Origin of the sequence: Pseudoalteromonas sp. S1612 (assembly GCF_005887175.1) — a bacterium.
Taxonomy (GTDB): domain Bacteria; phylum Pseudomonadota; class Gammaproteobacteria; order Enterobacterales; family Alteromonadaceae; genus Pseudoalteromonas; species Pseudoalteromonas undina.
In genome coordinates this window covers 1-16911 of the sequence record NZ_PNDH01000003.1, presented here as the reverse complement: position 1 = coordinate 16911, position 16911 = coordinate 1, and the positions used below count along the sequence as shown (strand labels likewise).

The following is a 16911-nucleotide window of genomic DNA, read 5'->3' as shown; positions in this document are numbered from 1 at the left end:
ATAGCATAGCGATAATGAGCCTAACATTAACTTAATCATTATCAGCGTCTAAAATATTAGCTGGCTCTATGCGAATCTTTTAAACCGCTTTGAGCTTAACTAAAAATTCTTGCGCTTTAATGATTTATTTTGGTTACAATAGTGCTAATGAATAAACACTAATTTATGAGTTTTAAATGCAATTTCCTGATGATGATAATGGCCAGCTTCTTGCTGAAATTTCCGCCGCCGGTGTAGATTTAAGTAAAATGCAACAAATTGATTTTTACATTTTATTTGAACAACAGGCTGATGCCGAAAAATTTGCAACTGAGATTGTAAACGATGCATTAGTGCAAACTGCTGATGTTGAGAAATGTAAAGATACCGGTGTTTGGGAGGTAATAGCCCATGTACAAATGGTTCCAGAGCATGCACTTTTAGGCCAAGCAGAACAATATATTGAAAGTATCGCTAATAGCTTAAATGGTTATGGCGATGGTTGGGGATTAGACGCAGAAGAAGTATAACCCTAATTTCATGATGAATGAGATATCCAGCTTAGCCTATCGGCTTAGCTGGTTTGCTTTTCTAAAGTTTCCTTTATAATCAAAAAGTTTATCTGCTACTTTCCAGCCATACTTTTTACTTTTTCGAGCAATCACAAAATCCGGTGGTATTAAATCAAACTGGGCTTTTATAACTTGCTCTGCACTGATAAATTCAATTGGTGACTGTCCCTGCCCTACACGCTTACCAAATTGCTTATTAAAGTAATACTGTGATCCTTTGTTTGCTAAATCAAAAACTTCATCACAACTGGCTCCGTCTTCATCAAAATAAGTAACTTTTAACAATTGCTCTTTAAGTTTAGTCACACTCAAGCCACTACAACGAAGTACTAATGCATCTTTAAGGTTTAACGCATTACGAAGCTTATCATCAGGATCGGCCATCACAGCACCACAGTTATGGCATTTTCGAGCAGCAATATCATTTTGTGCGCCGCACTGCTCACACTCTTTAAAACGAAAACGATAATCGCATTGCTCGCTTACCCCATTATCGTCTTCTAATAAGCCTTGGCAACGCCTACCAAAGTGCTCAACTACTTTGCCATCAGCGTCTGTTTTACCCCAAAATATATTGGCAAAGCCACACCCAGGACACAGCACTTGCACGGGTTCATTATCACTATCGCCTTTTTTATCACCCACCTCTGGGTAAAATAAATCAAAGCCATTGCCCGCATAGTCAATTACTAAACAATCATCTTTACCCTCAGCCAACCTTAAACCTCTACCGACAATTTGCTGGTATAAACTTACTGACTCTGTGGGCCGTAAAATAGCAATAAAATCAACATGGGGAGCATCAAAGCCCGTTGTCAGTACCGATATATTCACTAAATACTTTAATTTTTTAGCTTTAAATTGTTTAATTATTTTATCGCGTTCGCTATTGGGAGTATCTCCGGTGATCAGCGCACTGTGCTCCTGGGGTAAATAAGTCATTATCTCTTGTGCATGCATAACCGTTGCGGCAAATATCATCACGCCATGACGCTTCTCACTATATTGAATAACCTGCTGCAGAATTGTTTGAGTTGCACGGGTCGATTTTTTTAACAGCGCATTCATATCCTCATTACTATACTGCCCAAATGCATTGCTAGTTAAAGATGAAAAGTCATAATGGCTAATTGCAGCATCAACCTCTTTAGGGGGAGTTAAGTAGTTATGCTTGATCATATAACGCAAAGGTAATTCAAAAATACAGCGTTTGAATGGGCTTTCCTTATTACCACGCACAAAGCCATGGTAATGATGCTGATAAATCCAGCCTAGCCCTAATCGGTAAGGCGTCGCGGTTAAACCTAATACTTTTAATTCAGGGTTGTGAGATTTAAGTGCATTAATAACTTTTCCGTATTGGCTTTTCTTTTCGCCATTTACTCTGTGACACTCATCAATAATAAGTAATGAGTAGTGCTCATTAAGTTTATTTAGATTACGCGATAACGACTGCACACTGGCAAAAGTAACTTGGTGGATTAACGACTTCTCTTTGAGTCCTGCGGAAAATATACTCGCCTCAAGACCAAAGCTTTTATATTTTTGAGCATTTTGCTCAACTAATTCTTTTACGTGCGCCAACACCAATATTTTTTGTTTAGCAATACGCGCAAGCTCAGCTATCACTAAACTTTTACCCGCCCCCGTAGGCAACACAATAACGGCAGGTTCGATAGTTTTTCTAAAATGTAAAACGGTGCGTTCAACCGCCTCGCTCTGGTAGGGTCTGAGGGTGTAGGTCATCAAAGGTACAAAAAATTTAATAAGTGTAATTCTAACAAAAAGTTTATTACTTTACGAAGACGCATTAATGATGTTTGAGAACATAAAAAATTATAGATTGCCTGATTATTTTTTAGAAAATAAAAAAGGGCTGATAAGTATCAGCCCTTTTCATTATCTAAATATATTAGAAACGGATGTTTAATCCAATGTTGATACGACGACCATACACATCAAAGAACTCACCATCATCATAAGTTCCAGGATTCCTTGGTGGTGTAACGTCGAATAAGTTAGCAACACCAGCACGTAACTCAACCATATCATTAACATTATAACGTGCATTTAGATCCCACTCAGTATAAGAAGGTACATCGTTATAATCATTATTTTCTACTGTCCACTCTCTATCAAGAACAGTCGCATGGCGGTATTTACCAACCATACCAACATATAAGTCTTCATAGCTGTAGCCAATTGTTAAATTACCTTGCCAGCGTGGGTATCTAACTTCACCAACAGTTGGTGTCATTTCATAGCTTTCACTTGAAACATCAGTATTGAACTCTCTGTGTTCTAAGTAACTTGCAAGTAAGCGAACATCAAATAAACCAAACTCAGTTTCGTACTTATAGTTACCTTCTAAATCAACACCCTTTAATGCATAAGATGCTAAGTTATAAGGCCCATTACGAACAAGAGAAATATCTAGAGTTGTTGGGTCGCGGTCAACTAAACCACACGCGCTGTTATCAAGACTTGAAGCTTCATAACAATCATTTACTACACGTTGCGCACCTAGAGAGTTTATTGCATCTTCAACATCAAAACTCCAATAATCAGCAATCAAAGTGATATTTTCTGTTGGCGTATAAATCACACCAAATAAAGTATCATCTGATGTCTCTTCTTGTAAATCAGGGTTACCTGAGTTAACACTTGGCGGTGTAACTTCACGCCAATCCTGTGAAGGTCTCCAATCACCGTCAAGAATTCCTGGGTTAGGAATGCCAGCGGCTTTACAGTTAGCTATTATGTTAGCTTTTTTAGAGTCATTAGCCGTTGCTATGCGTGTTTGATCACAAGGATCGCCATAAGAAGCGAACGACTGAGTACCTGCTGAGTACAACTGCGATAGTGATGGAGCACGAACTGATTTAGACTTTGTTCCACGGAAACGAAGTTGATCATTCATGGCGTAGTTGAAACCAACTTTCCAAGCAACATTATCACCTACTGAAGAATAATCCATGTAACGTGCAGCAAGCTCTAAGCTTAGAGAGTCAACAAACGGCGCATCCACTAATAAAGGAATAGAAGTTTCAATACCGATTTCATCAACTGTAAATTCACCATCCCAAGCTTTAACAAAGTTACCAAATACTAAGTTATTTTGCATAGCAGCACCAGGCTCGTTAGAACCTGTTTCTTTACGATGTTCAGCACTAAGTGCAAAAGAAACTCCACCCGCAGGCATATCAAAAGCATAACCAGAGATAACACCACCAATTACTTGTTGCTGTTTAACTTTTGAAATTGAAGCAGAGGTTGTTACATAATCTAATGCTTCTTGTGAAGCACCATTTAAACCAAACAAGCTAAGTGGTTGACAACCGTTTAAAGCACCTAAAAGGTTTCCATCAGTATCGCGGTTAGCACAACGTATTTCACCATCGACCAATACAGCATCAATAGCCTTGCTGAAGTTTTCTTCAAAAAACTCACCATTCCACGTTGTATCATTTTTATTACGACCGTAGCTAAAGTAAACTTCATAATCATATTCGTCTAACAATAAGCCTTGGAAAGATAGAGTTGTATTAAAAGAAGTACGGTCATCTTCATAAGTACGATTACCAAACCCTGATGCCAATTTATTAACTCTAATTGTATCGTCAGGATCAAGTCCCGCATCAGCAAACTGTGCTTTTGCATCTGGATGCCAAAAAGCATTGTCAACACGCAGACGTTCAGCCAAAAAGATTGGGCTACTCTCAGCATAAGCGCTTGCTTTAGAGAAAGATATTTCGAAATTCATCGAATGTTCATCGTGATACTGATTTACTACATTTGTAAACACATTAAAACGGTTAAGTGGCGTTGCTAAATCTTGGTGCTCTATAAATTTATAACCATTTGAAAACTCATCGCCATAGTAACGGTTTTGAGGGTTAGGAGCTGGCTGGGTCATGCCTCCGGTTTCAAAAGGAATTAATTCCCCATTATCACCAAAAACATATTGACCACCTGGTAAAAATGCATCGCCTGCACGATCATATGCACCTAATGTTTGTAGTCCTTGATATTTGGCATAGGTTCTCGCTGGAATACCATCTTTATCATCGACATTATCAGGGTTTAGCATCGTGTTGATAGGATTTCTAAGAAAGTCCCGATCTTGTGCTTCTAATTGCTCTGTTTCAGAATAAGATAAGCTTGTAATGAAGCTAGTTTTCTCACCTTCGCCACCAAAAGTGAATGAGAAAAACTCAGAACCACCACCGCTTTGCTCAGGCATAGATTTTTTGTAATTAAAATCGATAGTATCTTGAGACTTCTTCAAAATAATATTTACAACACCGGCTACGGCATCAGAACCATAAACCGCTGATGCACCACCGTGAACGATATCCATTCGCTCAATCATTTCAGTCGGAATACCATTTAAGTCGACTGCAGGGTTATCAACCGATGCACCTACATAACGACGACCATTCACAAGAACAAGGGTACGACCTTCACCTAATTGACGTAAGTCAGTTGTATTAATACCTGCGCCAAAAATTGTATTTGTTGTAGTTGTTGGGGCAGAGCCAACGCCTGAAGATGGAAGCTTCTGTAATAAATCTGCTACGTTGGTAATACCAGCGTTAGTCAATTCAACACCTGTGATAGTCGTAACTGGTGTTGGAGAAACTTCTGAGAAGCGCTTAATACGTGAACCCGTAACCTCAATTCTTTCTACTTTGTCTGCATTTTCTTCTTCTGCAGCAAATGTACTTGCAGAGAAGGCAGCTGTAGATGCTGCACCAAAAGCGATCGCTAAGCGAACTGCTTTTGAAACTTTATTGTTTAACATGTGATTCTCCCTAGAACACTATTATGTTTTTATTATTTAACAAGAAGTTTATAAACTTGCTAAGTTCCTATAATAATCCTAGATGAAGTTAAAGGTCAACACAGCATTAACAATAAAAACAAAAGTAATCAAATTTAAGTCTTTGCTTTACATTCACACAAGAAAAACCAAGCATTTATGACTAGACCGTATTTTTAAACTAATCAAATACAGCTACAACCGCAAAATATCATTACTAATAAATATCTTTTTCTCTAGAAGTTAATTAACAAGAAATCAAAATCATCCTGCTCTTTAGCCAATTTTTAAAATTTTTCAAAAAAAAAGCCCATACCAAGTATGGGCTTTCATTTATTTTTGTAGCTATTTTGTTAGAACTTTAAGTTAAAGCTAACATGTACAAATCGGCCTAAGGTATCATAAAAACCAGCAACAGTATTTGCATTACTAGCAATTGTGTTACCCACCATTGGAGGCTCTTTATCGAAGATATTATTAATACCACCTGTAAATGTAACATGCTCATTGTATGAGTAAGTACCAGATAAATCGATGAAACTATAAGAACCAATCCCGCCATTTTCAACTAAAGATTTATCATCAACACCATCATAATCGATACCACCGTAATAGCGCCATTTAGCGCCTATACGCCAATCGTCACGGATGTAGTTAATATTAGAAGTATGACGCCATTTTGGTGAAGCAAAACAGTCTGAATTAATATTACCAGCACAGTCATATGCTAAAGATGAATCACCTAGGATAGGCTCAACCTCTTTCTTCATGCTGTAATAACCGTTGATGTCAAACTTCAAAGTTGCATTTTCTAGATCCATTGAATATGCAGCTGTAGCATCAATACCTTCCCATGTTCTACCACCAATGTTATCGCTAAGGTTGGTTACAAAACCTGCTTGACCTAACCAAAGGCTTCCTGATGGGCTACGAGTAATGTTGTTACAGAAAAATGCATCGCCAGTTTCAGCACAGTTGTTAAGTATACGCTCAGCACCAACTTCACCTATAACTTGTTCAATCTCAATTTTGAAGTAATCTACAGAGAAGTTAAAGTTTTCAAAAGGAGAAGCTACTAAACCAATGGTAAGCGTTTCACCCTCTTCTGGTTGAAGCGCAGGATTACCACCAGCTAACTCATTGTATTGTCCAGCAGGTGATTCACCAATGTTACCGTATTGATCAGCACTTACACTAGCATTGGCACATTGACTAGCAGAGTAAGTTGGTCTGTCAGCTGCATCTGCTGCTGCTGGATCACCAGCACAACCATCTGCACCACTCCACAAACCAAGACTTTGAGCTGCGAATAGTTCACCAATATTAGGAGCACGCACAACCTTCGCAAAACTAGTTCTGAACTTATAAGTATCTGCAAGAGTGTAATCAACACCAATTGAGTAGGTTGTGTCCGAACCAGTTGTTGAATAATCTGACCAACGTGCTGCAGTTGATACATTTAAATTATCTAATACTGGAATTTGTAACTCACCATAAACTTCGTTTACATCAATTACGCCATATAGACTTGGTGAAGGACCACCCTGACCTAATAATTGACCTTCTTCATAAACAGTATCTGATACACGCTCATAGTCTTGTTCACGACGTTCAACACCAAATACCGCACCTACAGGTAATGAAGCCGTAGGTAATGTCCAATCGAACTCACCACTAACATAACCACTGTATATAACTTGAGTAACTAAACCAGTTTGAGTACCAACACCAGCAAGTTGAGCTGCTTGTTCAGGTGTTACTCCACCAAGTTCAAATACGTTGTAATATAAACAACCATCATCTTGAGCACATTCAGTATCTACAGCACCAACACGAGGAGCTATTTTTGGTGCAAGTAAATCATTTTTATATACTGAGCTAGACGTCGTTGCAGAATAATTATAACTAACATCATATGACCAATTATCGTTTAGTTCACCTTCCATACCCGTTAAAATTCTGTATGAAGAATGTTCTAGATTATCAGAACGTGGACCACCTTCAATGTTACGTTTACCAATATATGCAACAAACTGGTCACTTCCATCTTGGTTAAACAAACCTTGTAGCTGTTGCTTTTGAGTATCAGACAATAAAGGGTTATTGTAGTCAAATAAAATTTCATCATTATAGAACGTACCAGATTCTGCAATTTGACCCGCAGTTCTGTTATGCATAAAAGAGAATTCTAAATAAGGGCGAAAAGTATCGTTGATTTCATAATCGATAAAAGTACCCAGAGTGAAACGTTCGTTTGGTCTTAAAAAGTGATTAACTGGGGCATAGTTGTAACGATAACCATCATCTTCTCTAAACCCAGAACCATTTGGATCTAAGTATCCATAAAAGTTTTGCTTGTAATCAACTTCGCCGTCAACTACTGGGTAGATATCGAAAAATGGATTTGGAGTGGTACCAGAACCACCACAAGCTTGACCTGCTTTATCTAATGCACACGATGAGTAATCTCGAGAGCCTTGTAATAATTCAGTTTGACGGTTGTAAGTTACATAACCAACGGCATGGCCTTTGCTTCCATCAAATGCACCACCAACAGTGAAATCTATGCTGTAAGATTTGCCATCGATACCAGTGCTACCTGTATCATAGTTGAAGTCTTTTTCATCCATCAAGCCTTGGATGTATTTGTTATCATTATTATGTTGATAACCTGAAGTACCTACGTTGAGTGAAATACCTTCAAACTGGTCGTCCATCACAAAGTTAACAACACCAGCAACAGCATCAGCACCATATATAGCCGCAGCACCACCAGTAAGAACATCTACTCGCTTAATCAACGATGAAGGGATTTGGTTTATATCTGCAACCTGAGAGGTAATACTACCCGCTTGCATTCTTCGGCCGTTAATTAGTACTAATGTTCTATTTGAACCTAAACCACGTAGATCTACAGTCGCAGTACCTGTGGCGCCATTGGCTAAAAATGAACTTTCAGCAGCTTCAATTTGTGGCAACTGATTCAAGATATCTTCCACACGAGTGAAACCGCTTAATTTAATCTCTTCAGCAGTCATTACAGTGACTGGACTAGAAGTTTCTAGGTCTGTACGCTTAATACGAGAACCTGTAACTTGAATACGCTCAACTTTTTCAAGACCTTCCTCTGCAGCTGTTGTGCTTGCAGAAAATGCAGCTGTTGATACTGCACCAAAAGCAATCGCTAAGCGAACTGCTTTTGAAACTTTATTATTTAACATTTGATTCTCCCTAGAATACCATTATGTTTTTTATATTTAACAAATCACCAACACAAGTTGCGTTAATTTGATGATCATAGCCTTATGATAATGCTTACAACGAGGATCGGTCAACATATAATTAACAATAAATAAACCACATGAAATAAATAAGACATACTTACAGATAAAAAATTAACATTATGGTGATTTTATATATAAAGACACTAATTAAATTCACACCTAAACCCCACAAAAATAACTATTTCATAAATTGCAATAAATTTATCGTTGATTACTATTCAATTAAAGCTTTCCTATTTTTATACTAAAACAACAAAGCTTGGGTAGATTCAGCTGATGTGTTTAATGCGCTTAATATCATTTGCGCAACAGGGTCGAGTTGTCTTTGAATGTACAGCGGGTAGTTCAGAGTGTTTTTACCGGTATAAAGCTCAGCGCCGGATACTGCGTAAACATATTCGATTACTTGTCCGCGTTTTATTTCAAACTCAGGATGGCTCGCTTTGTGTTTTTTAACTGCTTGAACGTGAGGTGGGATATTTTTAATATAATCGCTCAGGTGCTGCCCTAAACGCTTTCTATATACTAATTTACGGTCAAACTCACCATTATAAAGTTTTTGAGTGTAGCTATTAATGATATCGTGCAGTTGCTGTATTTCGAAGTTGTCGGTAAATAATGTCTCGAATAACTGTGTTTGAAACTCTTGTGCAAACTCAGTCCAATCACTACGTACTGTTTCCATACCTTTAAATACTAGCTTTTTCTCATTTTTTTTAGTCACTTGACCTACGTAACGTTTTTTAGAACCTGTTTTTTTACCTCGTATAGTTGGCATAAAAAATGGACTGTAATGGGTTTCAAATTCAATTTCTAAATAGCTTTTTAAGTCATAACGCTGCTTTAATTCTACTTGCCACTTTTCGTTGATATGTCGAACAAGTTGGCAGCCAATGTCGTTACATTGCTCAGGGCTTTTATCTTCACTAAGTTTTACAAACGTAGAGTCGGTATCACCATATATCACCTCAAAACCTTGCTCTTCTATCCATTTGCGGGTTGTTTGCATTATTTCATGACCACGTAAAGTGATAGAGCTCGATAAGCGCGGGTCGTAAAACCGACAGCCTTTAGAGCCGAGTACACCATATAAACTATTCATAATAATTTTAATCGCTTGCGAGAGCATGGGTTGATTAGTGTCTTTTGCTTCTTGGCGAGTTTGTGTCAGGTGCTCAATTAATTTAGGCAGGTGGTGCTGCGTTCTTGAAAATAACGCCTGATTAAATCCTTCAACTGCTTGCTCTGGCTCATTTAGCCCTACGATTAAACCTAGCGGGTCAATACAAAACGTACGCATAATTGAAGGGTATAAGCTTTTGAAATCCAATACCAAAACGTTTTTATACAGCCCTGGAGTCGACTCCATCACATAGCCACCGGGGCTCTCAAATGAGAGCCCATGATCGCCTAAATTGGGGGCAATATAACCACTGCGGTGTAATAACGGTAAGTATAAGTTTGTAAATGCGGCAACTGATCCACCCATGCGTTCAAGTTCGAGCCCAGTGATTTGAGTTCTGACTATGGCAAATTCAAATAACTTTAATTTTTCGAAAATTTGATTAACCAAAATACAGTCTTGACGGTTGTAGGCAGCAAGAGCTAGCTTGTCTTCATTAAATTGACGAACAATTTCTGTTAATCGGTTGTCGGTTTTTATTAATTTAGATTCGTTAAGCACCCGCTCTGCAACATTAGCTAACGAAAAGCTGTCAAATCTATAAGTGGCATTTTTTAATGTATCAATGCCATCAATGACGCACCGCCCTGGGAGCGTTAATCGGGTGTAATGACCCTTATTAATATATAAAGGTTGATTATCTCGGCCAAAGTTTAGAGTAAGCCCTAACGCCTCAGCGCGTTCTTGCAATACACTAAAATCAAAATCAATAACATTCCAACCAACAATAACATCGGGGTCATTATTTATAATGTACTGCTGCAGCTTGGTGAGTAGGTTAATTTCGTCATAGCACCAGTCTATTTCAAATGTCGAGTCGCTCTGCAGCTGTTGCTCACCTATCATCAATACACAATCTAAACCATTTCCCACCAGTGCAACACTAAATAACACCCCGTCGCCATTGCATTCTATATCCAAAGAAACAGACTTAAGCGTTGGCGTATACTCGGTGTTTGCTTTTAGCTTTGCATCACTAATTTCAATAAAGCCGTTTTGAGCTTTGGCGTTACCGGTTACCCATACGCCCCCTTTAATAAAGCGCTCCATTAAGAAGCGGTCACTGTGGCGCACATCGGCTTCGTAAATTGGCATTACTTGCTCTAAAAGAGCTCTTGCAGTGTATAGGCTTTTTATATCGTTAAAGTAACAGGCAACACACTCGCTACCACTAAAGTGACAAAGCTCAACATTATTAAACTGGACGTTAACACTCGCCTTAGTCAACAAGGTATTCGCTGCCTGCTGCTGTGCTAATGGGATGAAGAATACCGCTTGCTGGTTTTCAATCGTCACTTTTATCGGGCCCTGAGCAGAGCTTAGCCAGTAACACAAAGTAATACCTTGTGCATTTTTAGCCCCGTATTGTTGCCTTGATAAAATAAAGCCCTGATAGATTGCTTGTGTCAATGTTCGATCCCACTTAATATATACACTGTAATTATATACATATTTTAGGTTAATCATCACATGCTATCGAGCTCACTTAAAAAAACAATTAGACAAGTACACCAGCATGTTGCAAATAACCTAACCGATTACCGCCCTCGCAGTAGTCAAAACTATTTAGTTGCTGAAATCGCCAAAACATTAGCCGGTGAATACCATAAAAAACAACGTATTTGTGTTATTGAAGCAGGCACCGGCACCGGTAAGTCATTAGCTTACTGCCTAGGCGCTCTGCCACTGGCATTAGCACAAAAAAAGAAACTGGTTATTTCTACGGCTACGGTAGCTTTGCAAGAGCAGTTAATCGCTAAAGAACTGCCGTTTTTTAAAAAGCACTCCGGGCTCGATTTTAAATTTGATTTAGTAAAAGGCCGCCAACGTTATATTTGCGCTCACAAACTTCACAATGCACTAAACAGCGATAGCCTAACTCAAATGGAGTTTATGCCTACCCTTACATCGCCACTAAGTGATATGGAAACTAAGTGCTTAAAGCAACTTTACGATGCCTATGTCAATAAAAAATGGCAAGGCGATAGAGACAGCTGGGCTGATACCATTCCTGATAGGGTATGGGGACTAATCGCTTGCGATAAGCATGCTTGCCAACGCCAGATGAAAGCACACCAAACATGTCCTTTTCAACTCGCCCGTCAGCAGTTAATGCAAATGGATGTTTTAGTTATAAACCATTCGTTACTGTTAGCTGATTTAGATTTAGGGGGCGGAAAAATTTTACCCGAACCCGACAACACCATTTATGTAATCGATGAAGCGCATCACCTTGCGCATATTACCCGCGACTTTTCATCTGCTGCGGCTACCATAAAAGGCACGATAGATTGGCTCGACAAACTCACTAAATTTAGTGGCAAAATGGCCAAAGTGTTAGTTGGGCAAAAAGGTATTGGGCAAAACTTTAAGTTATGCGATAGCGTTAACGATGCTAACAAAGATTTAAAGGTAGTCCGCGATATTCTCGACAACGCCGATTTTGAATATTCAAAAGACGATACCTATCGCTTTGAACATGGTGAAATTCCTAAATCGCTACATGCGAAGGCAAAAGACATTAGCGAAGCCACGCTTGATGCATTACGGTGTTTGAATAAAATGCACGATACCCTCACACAAGATGTAAGCGACGGTGATATTAAACCTTATGTTGCCGACCCCATTCTGGCTGAAAGTGGGCAATACATAAACCGGTTAGAACAACTTAATAAATTATGGTTTAGTTACGCTACTAAAGGCGAAGGCACGCCGCATGCGCGTTGGATAAAACGACTTGAATATAAAAGCCATCATGATCACTTGCTTAGCGACTGCCCCATTGAGGTTGGTTTCTATTTAAAAGATAAGCTGTGGAGCGAATGTGCTGGAGCCGTGCTATGTTCTGCTACCTTGAGCGCACTAGGCTCATTTGATCATTTTGCCTATGAAAGTGGCCTTGCTAAAGAAGAAGGGGTAAAGTTCATTAAAGCCCCCTCTCCGTTTGACTACCCAAAACAAGCCACTCTGCGAATTCCGACGTCAAGCATAGAGCCAACAGATAAAGAATTTAGCGATCATATTGCTAAAACACTACCCGAGTATCTAAACACTAAAAAAGCCAACTTAGTGTTATTTGCCTCTTACTGGCAAATGGACCATGTAAGTAAATTCCTTAGAACAAAAGGATTTAACTTATTAGTACAAGGTGAAATGTCACGAGAAGCTTTACTCAAATTACACACTAAAAATATTGATGAAGGCAAAGGCAGTATTTTATTTGGCACCCAAAGCCTTTCTGAAGGACTTGATTTACCTGGTAAATATTTAGAAAACCTAATTATTACAAAAATTCCATTTGCGGTGCCCACCTCGCCAATAGAAGAAGCACAAGCGGAGTTTGTGCAAAGTAAAGGCGGTAATCCGTTTTTATCTATAACCGTGCCAGACGCAGCAAAGAAATTGGTACAAAGCTGTGGTAGACTGCTGCGCAAAGAAAGTGATATTGGCACAATAACTATTTTAGATAGACGCTTAATCACCAAACGATATGGCAAAGCCATGCTTGACACCTTACCACCTTTTAAAAGACAAATAGATTACTGATGTTTGAACTTGCACTCGATCCAACAACTTGGGCTATTTTATGTGGCGTTGCACTTTTAGCGGGCTTTATTGATGCTATTGCTGGCGGCGGTGGATTACTTACTGTACCAGCACTGTTAACGGCGGGATTACCTCCTCATTTAACGCTTGGCACTAATAAATTGGCCGCCAGTTTTGGCTCGTTAACGGCCAGTATCACCTATTATAAAAAACAGTTATTTAATCCACGATTTTGGTTTGCTTCTATTATGGCTACCGCCATAGGTGCTTTGTTAGGCACACTTATTGTTGATCATTTAAGTATCGAGTTTTTAAATAAGCTCTTACCCATTATTATTATTTTAGTGGCTTGCTACAGCTTGTTTGGTAATTTAAGTACCACACAAAGTGATGATCTGCCTAAATTAACCCGCACAATAAAAGTAAAACAGTGGCTACAAGGATTAAGCCTAGGTTTTTTTGATGGTTTAGCTGGGCCTGGAACGGGAACTTTTTGGACTGCCTCAAACGGTATGCTTTATAAAATGAGTTTGCTACTTAATTGTGGTTTGGCGCGTTCAATGAATTTTGTTTCTAACTTTATCTCGCTGATCACCTTTGTTGCACTTGGCCATGTTAACTTTTTACTGGGAATTACAATGGGCTTCTTTATCATGCTTGGTGCATGGTTTGGCGCACATTCAGCGATTCGTTTTGGCAGTAAATTTATTCGTCCAGTATTTAATACTATGGTTATACTTTTAGCATTAAAACTAATTTACGAGGCATACTTTTAACATGCAACCTGCCGCTTTAGATAAACTACGCCAACAAGTTGCCACGCTTAAGCAACAGGCAGAGCAATTTGACAAAGCAAAGCTCTTTTCTAAAAATCGGTATATGCAGGCACAGCCGAGCCTATTTGACAGAGCCGTGTTTAGCACCAAAAGCATGAACTTAGCCGACTACGTAGTAGAAATAGAAGATGAAATAGCTAGCTTACCACCGAGCGAACACCGTCATGCATACACCTATGCACTTGAGCGTATTGCCAGTCAGGTACAAGCGGTATTTAATGTTATTAAATCGACCCCTATTTGGGTGAAAGAAAATAAAAGTCATTATAAGCCTCGTGCTAAACAGCCTGCTTATAAACAAGCGGTGCAAAAAATCATGCAATCATCCCATGAGTTATATGATGAGCTTAAACAAAACCATGAGTTTGAACGCCGCCTAGTACTGATGATTGAAGAGCGTAAGTTACAAATGGAAAAAGCATCACCTGCGCAAGCACAAAAACTTAATCAAGAAATTTTAACCACTCATGCACGACTCGGCCGGTGTAGAAAAGCAATTTCTGCCACCGAAGACAAAATTCAACAAGTAGAAAAACAACAGCTACGCTAATGCAGCTTTATTATCACCCTCTCTACTCTGCTTTAACGCTCCCTGAGCGCCATCGATTTCCAATTAAAAAGTATCAACAGCTCAAGCATGAAGTTGAACGTTTAGGCTATACGCGGTTTATATCGCCTTCGCCAGCAACTAAAGCACAGTTAAGCTTATGCCATAGCTCAGATTACATTGCTGACTTTTTAAACGGGTCGTTGACTGACAAAGCGGTTAAAAAAATGGGATTTCCTCACTCTTATAAACTTGTTGAGCGAACTCTTTACTCTGTTGGTGCCAGTATTCAAGCCGCTGAAACAGCACTTGAAAGTGGTTTAGCGGCTAATTTAAGTGGCGGCTATCACCATGCTTACAGCAATTACGGCAGTGGCTTTTGTATTTTTAATGATTTAGCCATTGCGGCAGCGCATCTTATTTCAACAGAGCAAGCCGACACTGTATTAATATTTGATTGTGACGTGCATCAAGGTGACGGTACCGCGCAAATAACCCAAGAGCACGAGCAGATAATTAGTTGTTCAATTCACTGTGAACAAAACTTTCCTCGGCAAAAACAATACTCAAACTATGACTTTGGCTTACCTGCAAACACCACAGATGCAGAGTATTTAACAACACTAGAGCAAGCTCTTGAGTTATGTGTTCGTCTCCACCAGCCCGATATTATTTTATATAATGCGGGCGCCGATATTTATACCAAGGACGAACTCGGCTTATTTGATGTTTCCTTAGCTGGTATATATGAGCGCGACTTTAAGGTTCTTAACTTTTGTAAGCAGCGGAACATACCGCTTATGTGCGCTTTAGGTGGCGGTTATCAACGTAACATCAAAAATTTAATTAGTGTCCATAAGCAACTATTTAAAGCGGCTCTCGATTTATAACAATCCTTGGTATAGACTCATTACAGACAATAAAAAAGAGTGACAGGAATATGCGATTAGATGACGACATACACAATTTTTACGAAAAACTCGTTTTAGAAGAAATAGAAAAACGTAAACTTAATGAACGTTACAACGACGATGTAATGGCTGACTTTTGCTGTACCGTACTCAATCAATTACCCCCCCGCTATATTCGTTACGATGTAGATATGGCGTTTTATTTAACTCAAACAGATCGTTTAGATATGGAACAACGCGTAGAAGTTGCCATTAATTTTGCGATTGATCAAATAGCTAAAAAGAAAGAGCTCCATGAGTAACCCGCTAGAAGAAGCTCCTACACACGTGAAACTGGCTGTTGATTTAATTATGATTTTAGAGCAACACGATGTAGAGCCAGAAGAAGTATTAAAAGCGCTCGATATCGTAAAAAGTGACTTTGAGAAAAAGCTAGTTAGTAACTAGCTTTACTCTATTGTTTGTATTTCATGGACAGTGACAACACCATCGTGTTTATTACAATCAATTTTAATTTCACCGAATGTGCGCCTAGGTGATGTTGACCTACGGCAGGTCATGTTTTGAGCTTTAACACCAAATTGTTCAATATAAACGGCAACAATTGCATCTATTTCTTGCTTCTCTTCTGTTGTCGCAGCGGCATAAAAAGTATCATATTGTTGTGACCAATTTTCAACGCCTGCTTCTGCAGCAACCCCCAACCACCCCATACCAAGCTTAGTTGATTGCTCTAAATATTGTCCTTTTAGAAACATAAACGCTAGGGTGTATTGTGCACTTTTATAACCGAATGCAGCGGGCTCTTCTAAATAGTTAAAAGCCTCTTCAAACTCCCCTTTTCTGTATGCCTTAACACCATTATATTCTTTTTTCTTCATAGTATTATCGCTGTAAAGACTTATTGGTGACGAATTACAGCCAGTTATTAAAGCCATCAATACCAGCAAAGTGGCACTCAATTGTCGATGATTCATTATTATCCTTAATTTATTATTGTTTTTGCCCAGAAACATACACCACTTTTAAAGCACCCGCCCTAAAAGTTGTTAACATAAATTTAATATTATCATGGGATTGCAAAGCTTACAGCGATTATTTTTATAAGCGCAGTTTTAATCGGCCATTTAAAAATAGATAAACCTAATTTTTTAATACCCTTTGTTTATACCCTTTGTTTATACCCTTTGTTTATACCCTTTGTTTATACCCAAGCTACTTTACTACTTTA

At 38.8% G+C, this 16911-nt stretch carries 12 protein-coding genes; 7 read left to right on the top strand and 5 right to left on the bottom strand.

What is annotated here, in order from left to right; genetic code table 11:
- The first annotated feature begins 176 nt into the window (after positions 1–176).
- Entirely contained in the window at positions 177–509 is a 333-nt protein-coding gene (locus CWB78_RS01285; protein ID WP_010388233.1) for a ribonuclease E inhibitor RraB, read from the top strand.
- A gap of 36 nt (positions 510–545) precedes the next feature.
- Here the strand turns inward: CWB78_RS01285 and radD are convergent, their stop codons facing one another.
- The 4 genes from radD to CWB78_RS01265 all read right to left on the bottom strand — a co-directional run bounded on the left by radD (position 546) and on the right by CWB78_RS01265 (position 11250).
- On the bottom strand, positions 546–2297 hold the full coding sequence (gene radD, locus CWB78_RS01280) for a DNA repair helicase RadD (RefSeq protein WP_138593971.1): 1752 nt from the start codon (positions 2295–2297) through the stop codon (positions 546–548).
- Positions 2298–2463: 166 nt separating this feature from the next.
- On the bottom strand, positions 2464–5355 hold the full coding sequence (locus CWB78_RS01275; protein WP_138593970.1) for a TonB-dependent receptor plug domain-containing protein: 2892 nt from the start codon (positions 5353–5355) through the stop codon (positions 2464–2466).
- Between the two features lie 371 nt (positions 5356–5726).
- Entirely contained in the window at positions 5727–8594 is a 2868-nt protein-coding gene (locus CWB78_RS01270; protein WP_010388230.1) for a TonB-dependent receptor domain-containing protein, read from the bottom strand.
- Between the two features lie 307 nt (positions 8595–8901).
- Complete coding sequence (locus CWB78_RS01265; protein WP_138593969.1) at positions 8902–11250, bottom strand: DNA polymerase II; 2349 nt, start codon at positions 11248–11250, stop codon at positions 8902–8904.
- A gap of 60 nt (positions 11251–11310) precedes the next feature.
- Here CWB78_RS01265 and dinG point away from each other — a divergent pair, with 60 nt between their 5' ends.
- The 6 genes from dinG to CWB78_RS01235 are packed head-to-tail and all read left to right on the top strand — an operon-like array spanning position 11311 to position 16127.
- The gene (gene dinG / locus CWB78_RS01260) at positions 11311–13386 is read left to right on the top strand and encodes an ATP-dependent DNA helicase DinG (RefSeq protein WP_138593968.1); all 2076 of its coding nucleotides are present in this window, start codon (positions 11311–11313) and stop codon (positions 13384–13386) included.
- Positions 13386–14162: a TSUP family transporter gene (locus CWB78_RS01255; RefSeq protein WP_016898974.1), complete on the top strand. Its 777-nt coding sequence runs from the start codon at positions 13386–13388 to the stop codon at positions 14160–14162. The genes dinG and CWB78_RS01255 overlap by 1 nt, the downstream gene beginning before the upstream one ends.
- A 1-nt stretch (position 14163) precedes the next feature.
- The gene (locus CWB78_RS01250) at positions 14164–14772 is read left to right on the top strand and encodes a primosomal replication protein (protein ID WP_138593967.1); all 609 of its coding nucleotides are present in this window, start codon (positions 14164–14166) and stop codon (positions 14770–14772) included.
- Positions 14772–15659, top strand: a complete 888-nt coding sequence (locus CWB78_RS01245; RefSeq protein WP_138593966.1) for a histone deacetylase family protein — start codon at positions 14772–14774, stop codon at positions 15657–15659. The genes CWB78_RS01250 and CWB78_RS01245 overlap by 1 nt, the downstream gene beginning before the upstream one ends.
- 50 nt (positions 15660–15709) lie before the next feature.
- Positions 15710–15982, top strand: coding sequence for a late competence development ComFB family protein (locus tag CWB78_RS01240; RefSeq protein WP_131691315.1), 273 nt, complete (start codon positions 15710–15712; stop codon positions 15980–15982).
- The gene (locus tag CWB78_RS01235) at positions 15975–16127 is read left to right on the top strand and encodes a YbaM family protein (protein WP_010388219.1); all 153 of its coding nucleotides are present in this window, start codon (positions 15975–15977) and stop codon (positions 16125–16127) included. The genes CWB78_RS01240 and CWB78_RS01235 overlap by 8 nt, the downstream gene beginning before the upstream one ends.
- Positions 16128–16129: 2 nt before the next feature.
- On the opposite strand, the gene CWB78_RS01230 is transcribed toward CWB78_RS01235, so the two are convergent.
- Positions 16130–16657, bottom strand: coding sequence for an SEL1-like repeat protein (locus CWB78_RS01230; RefSeq protein WP_054202429.1), 528 nt, complete (start codon positions 16655–16657; stop codon positions 16130–16132).
- Between the last annotated feature and the right edge of the window lie 254 nt (positions 16658–16911).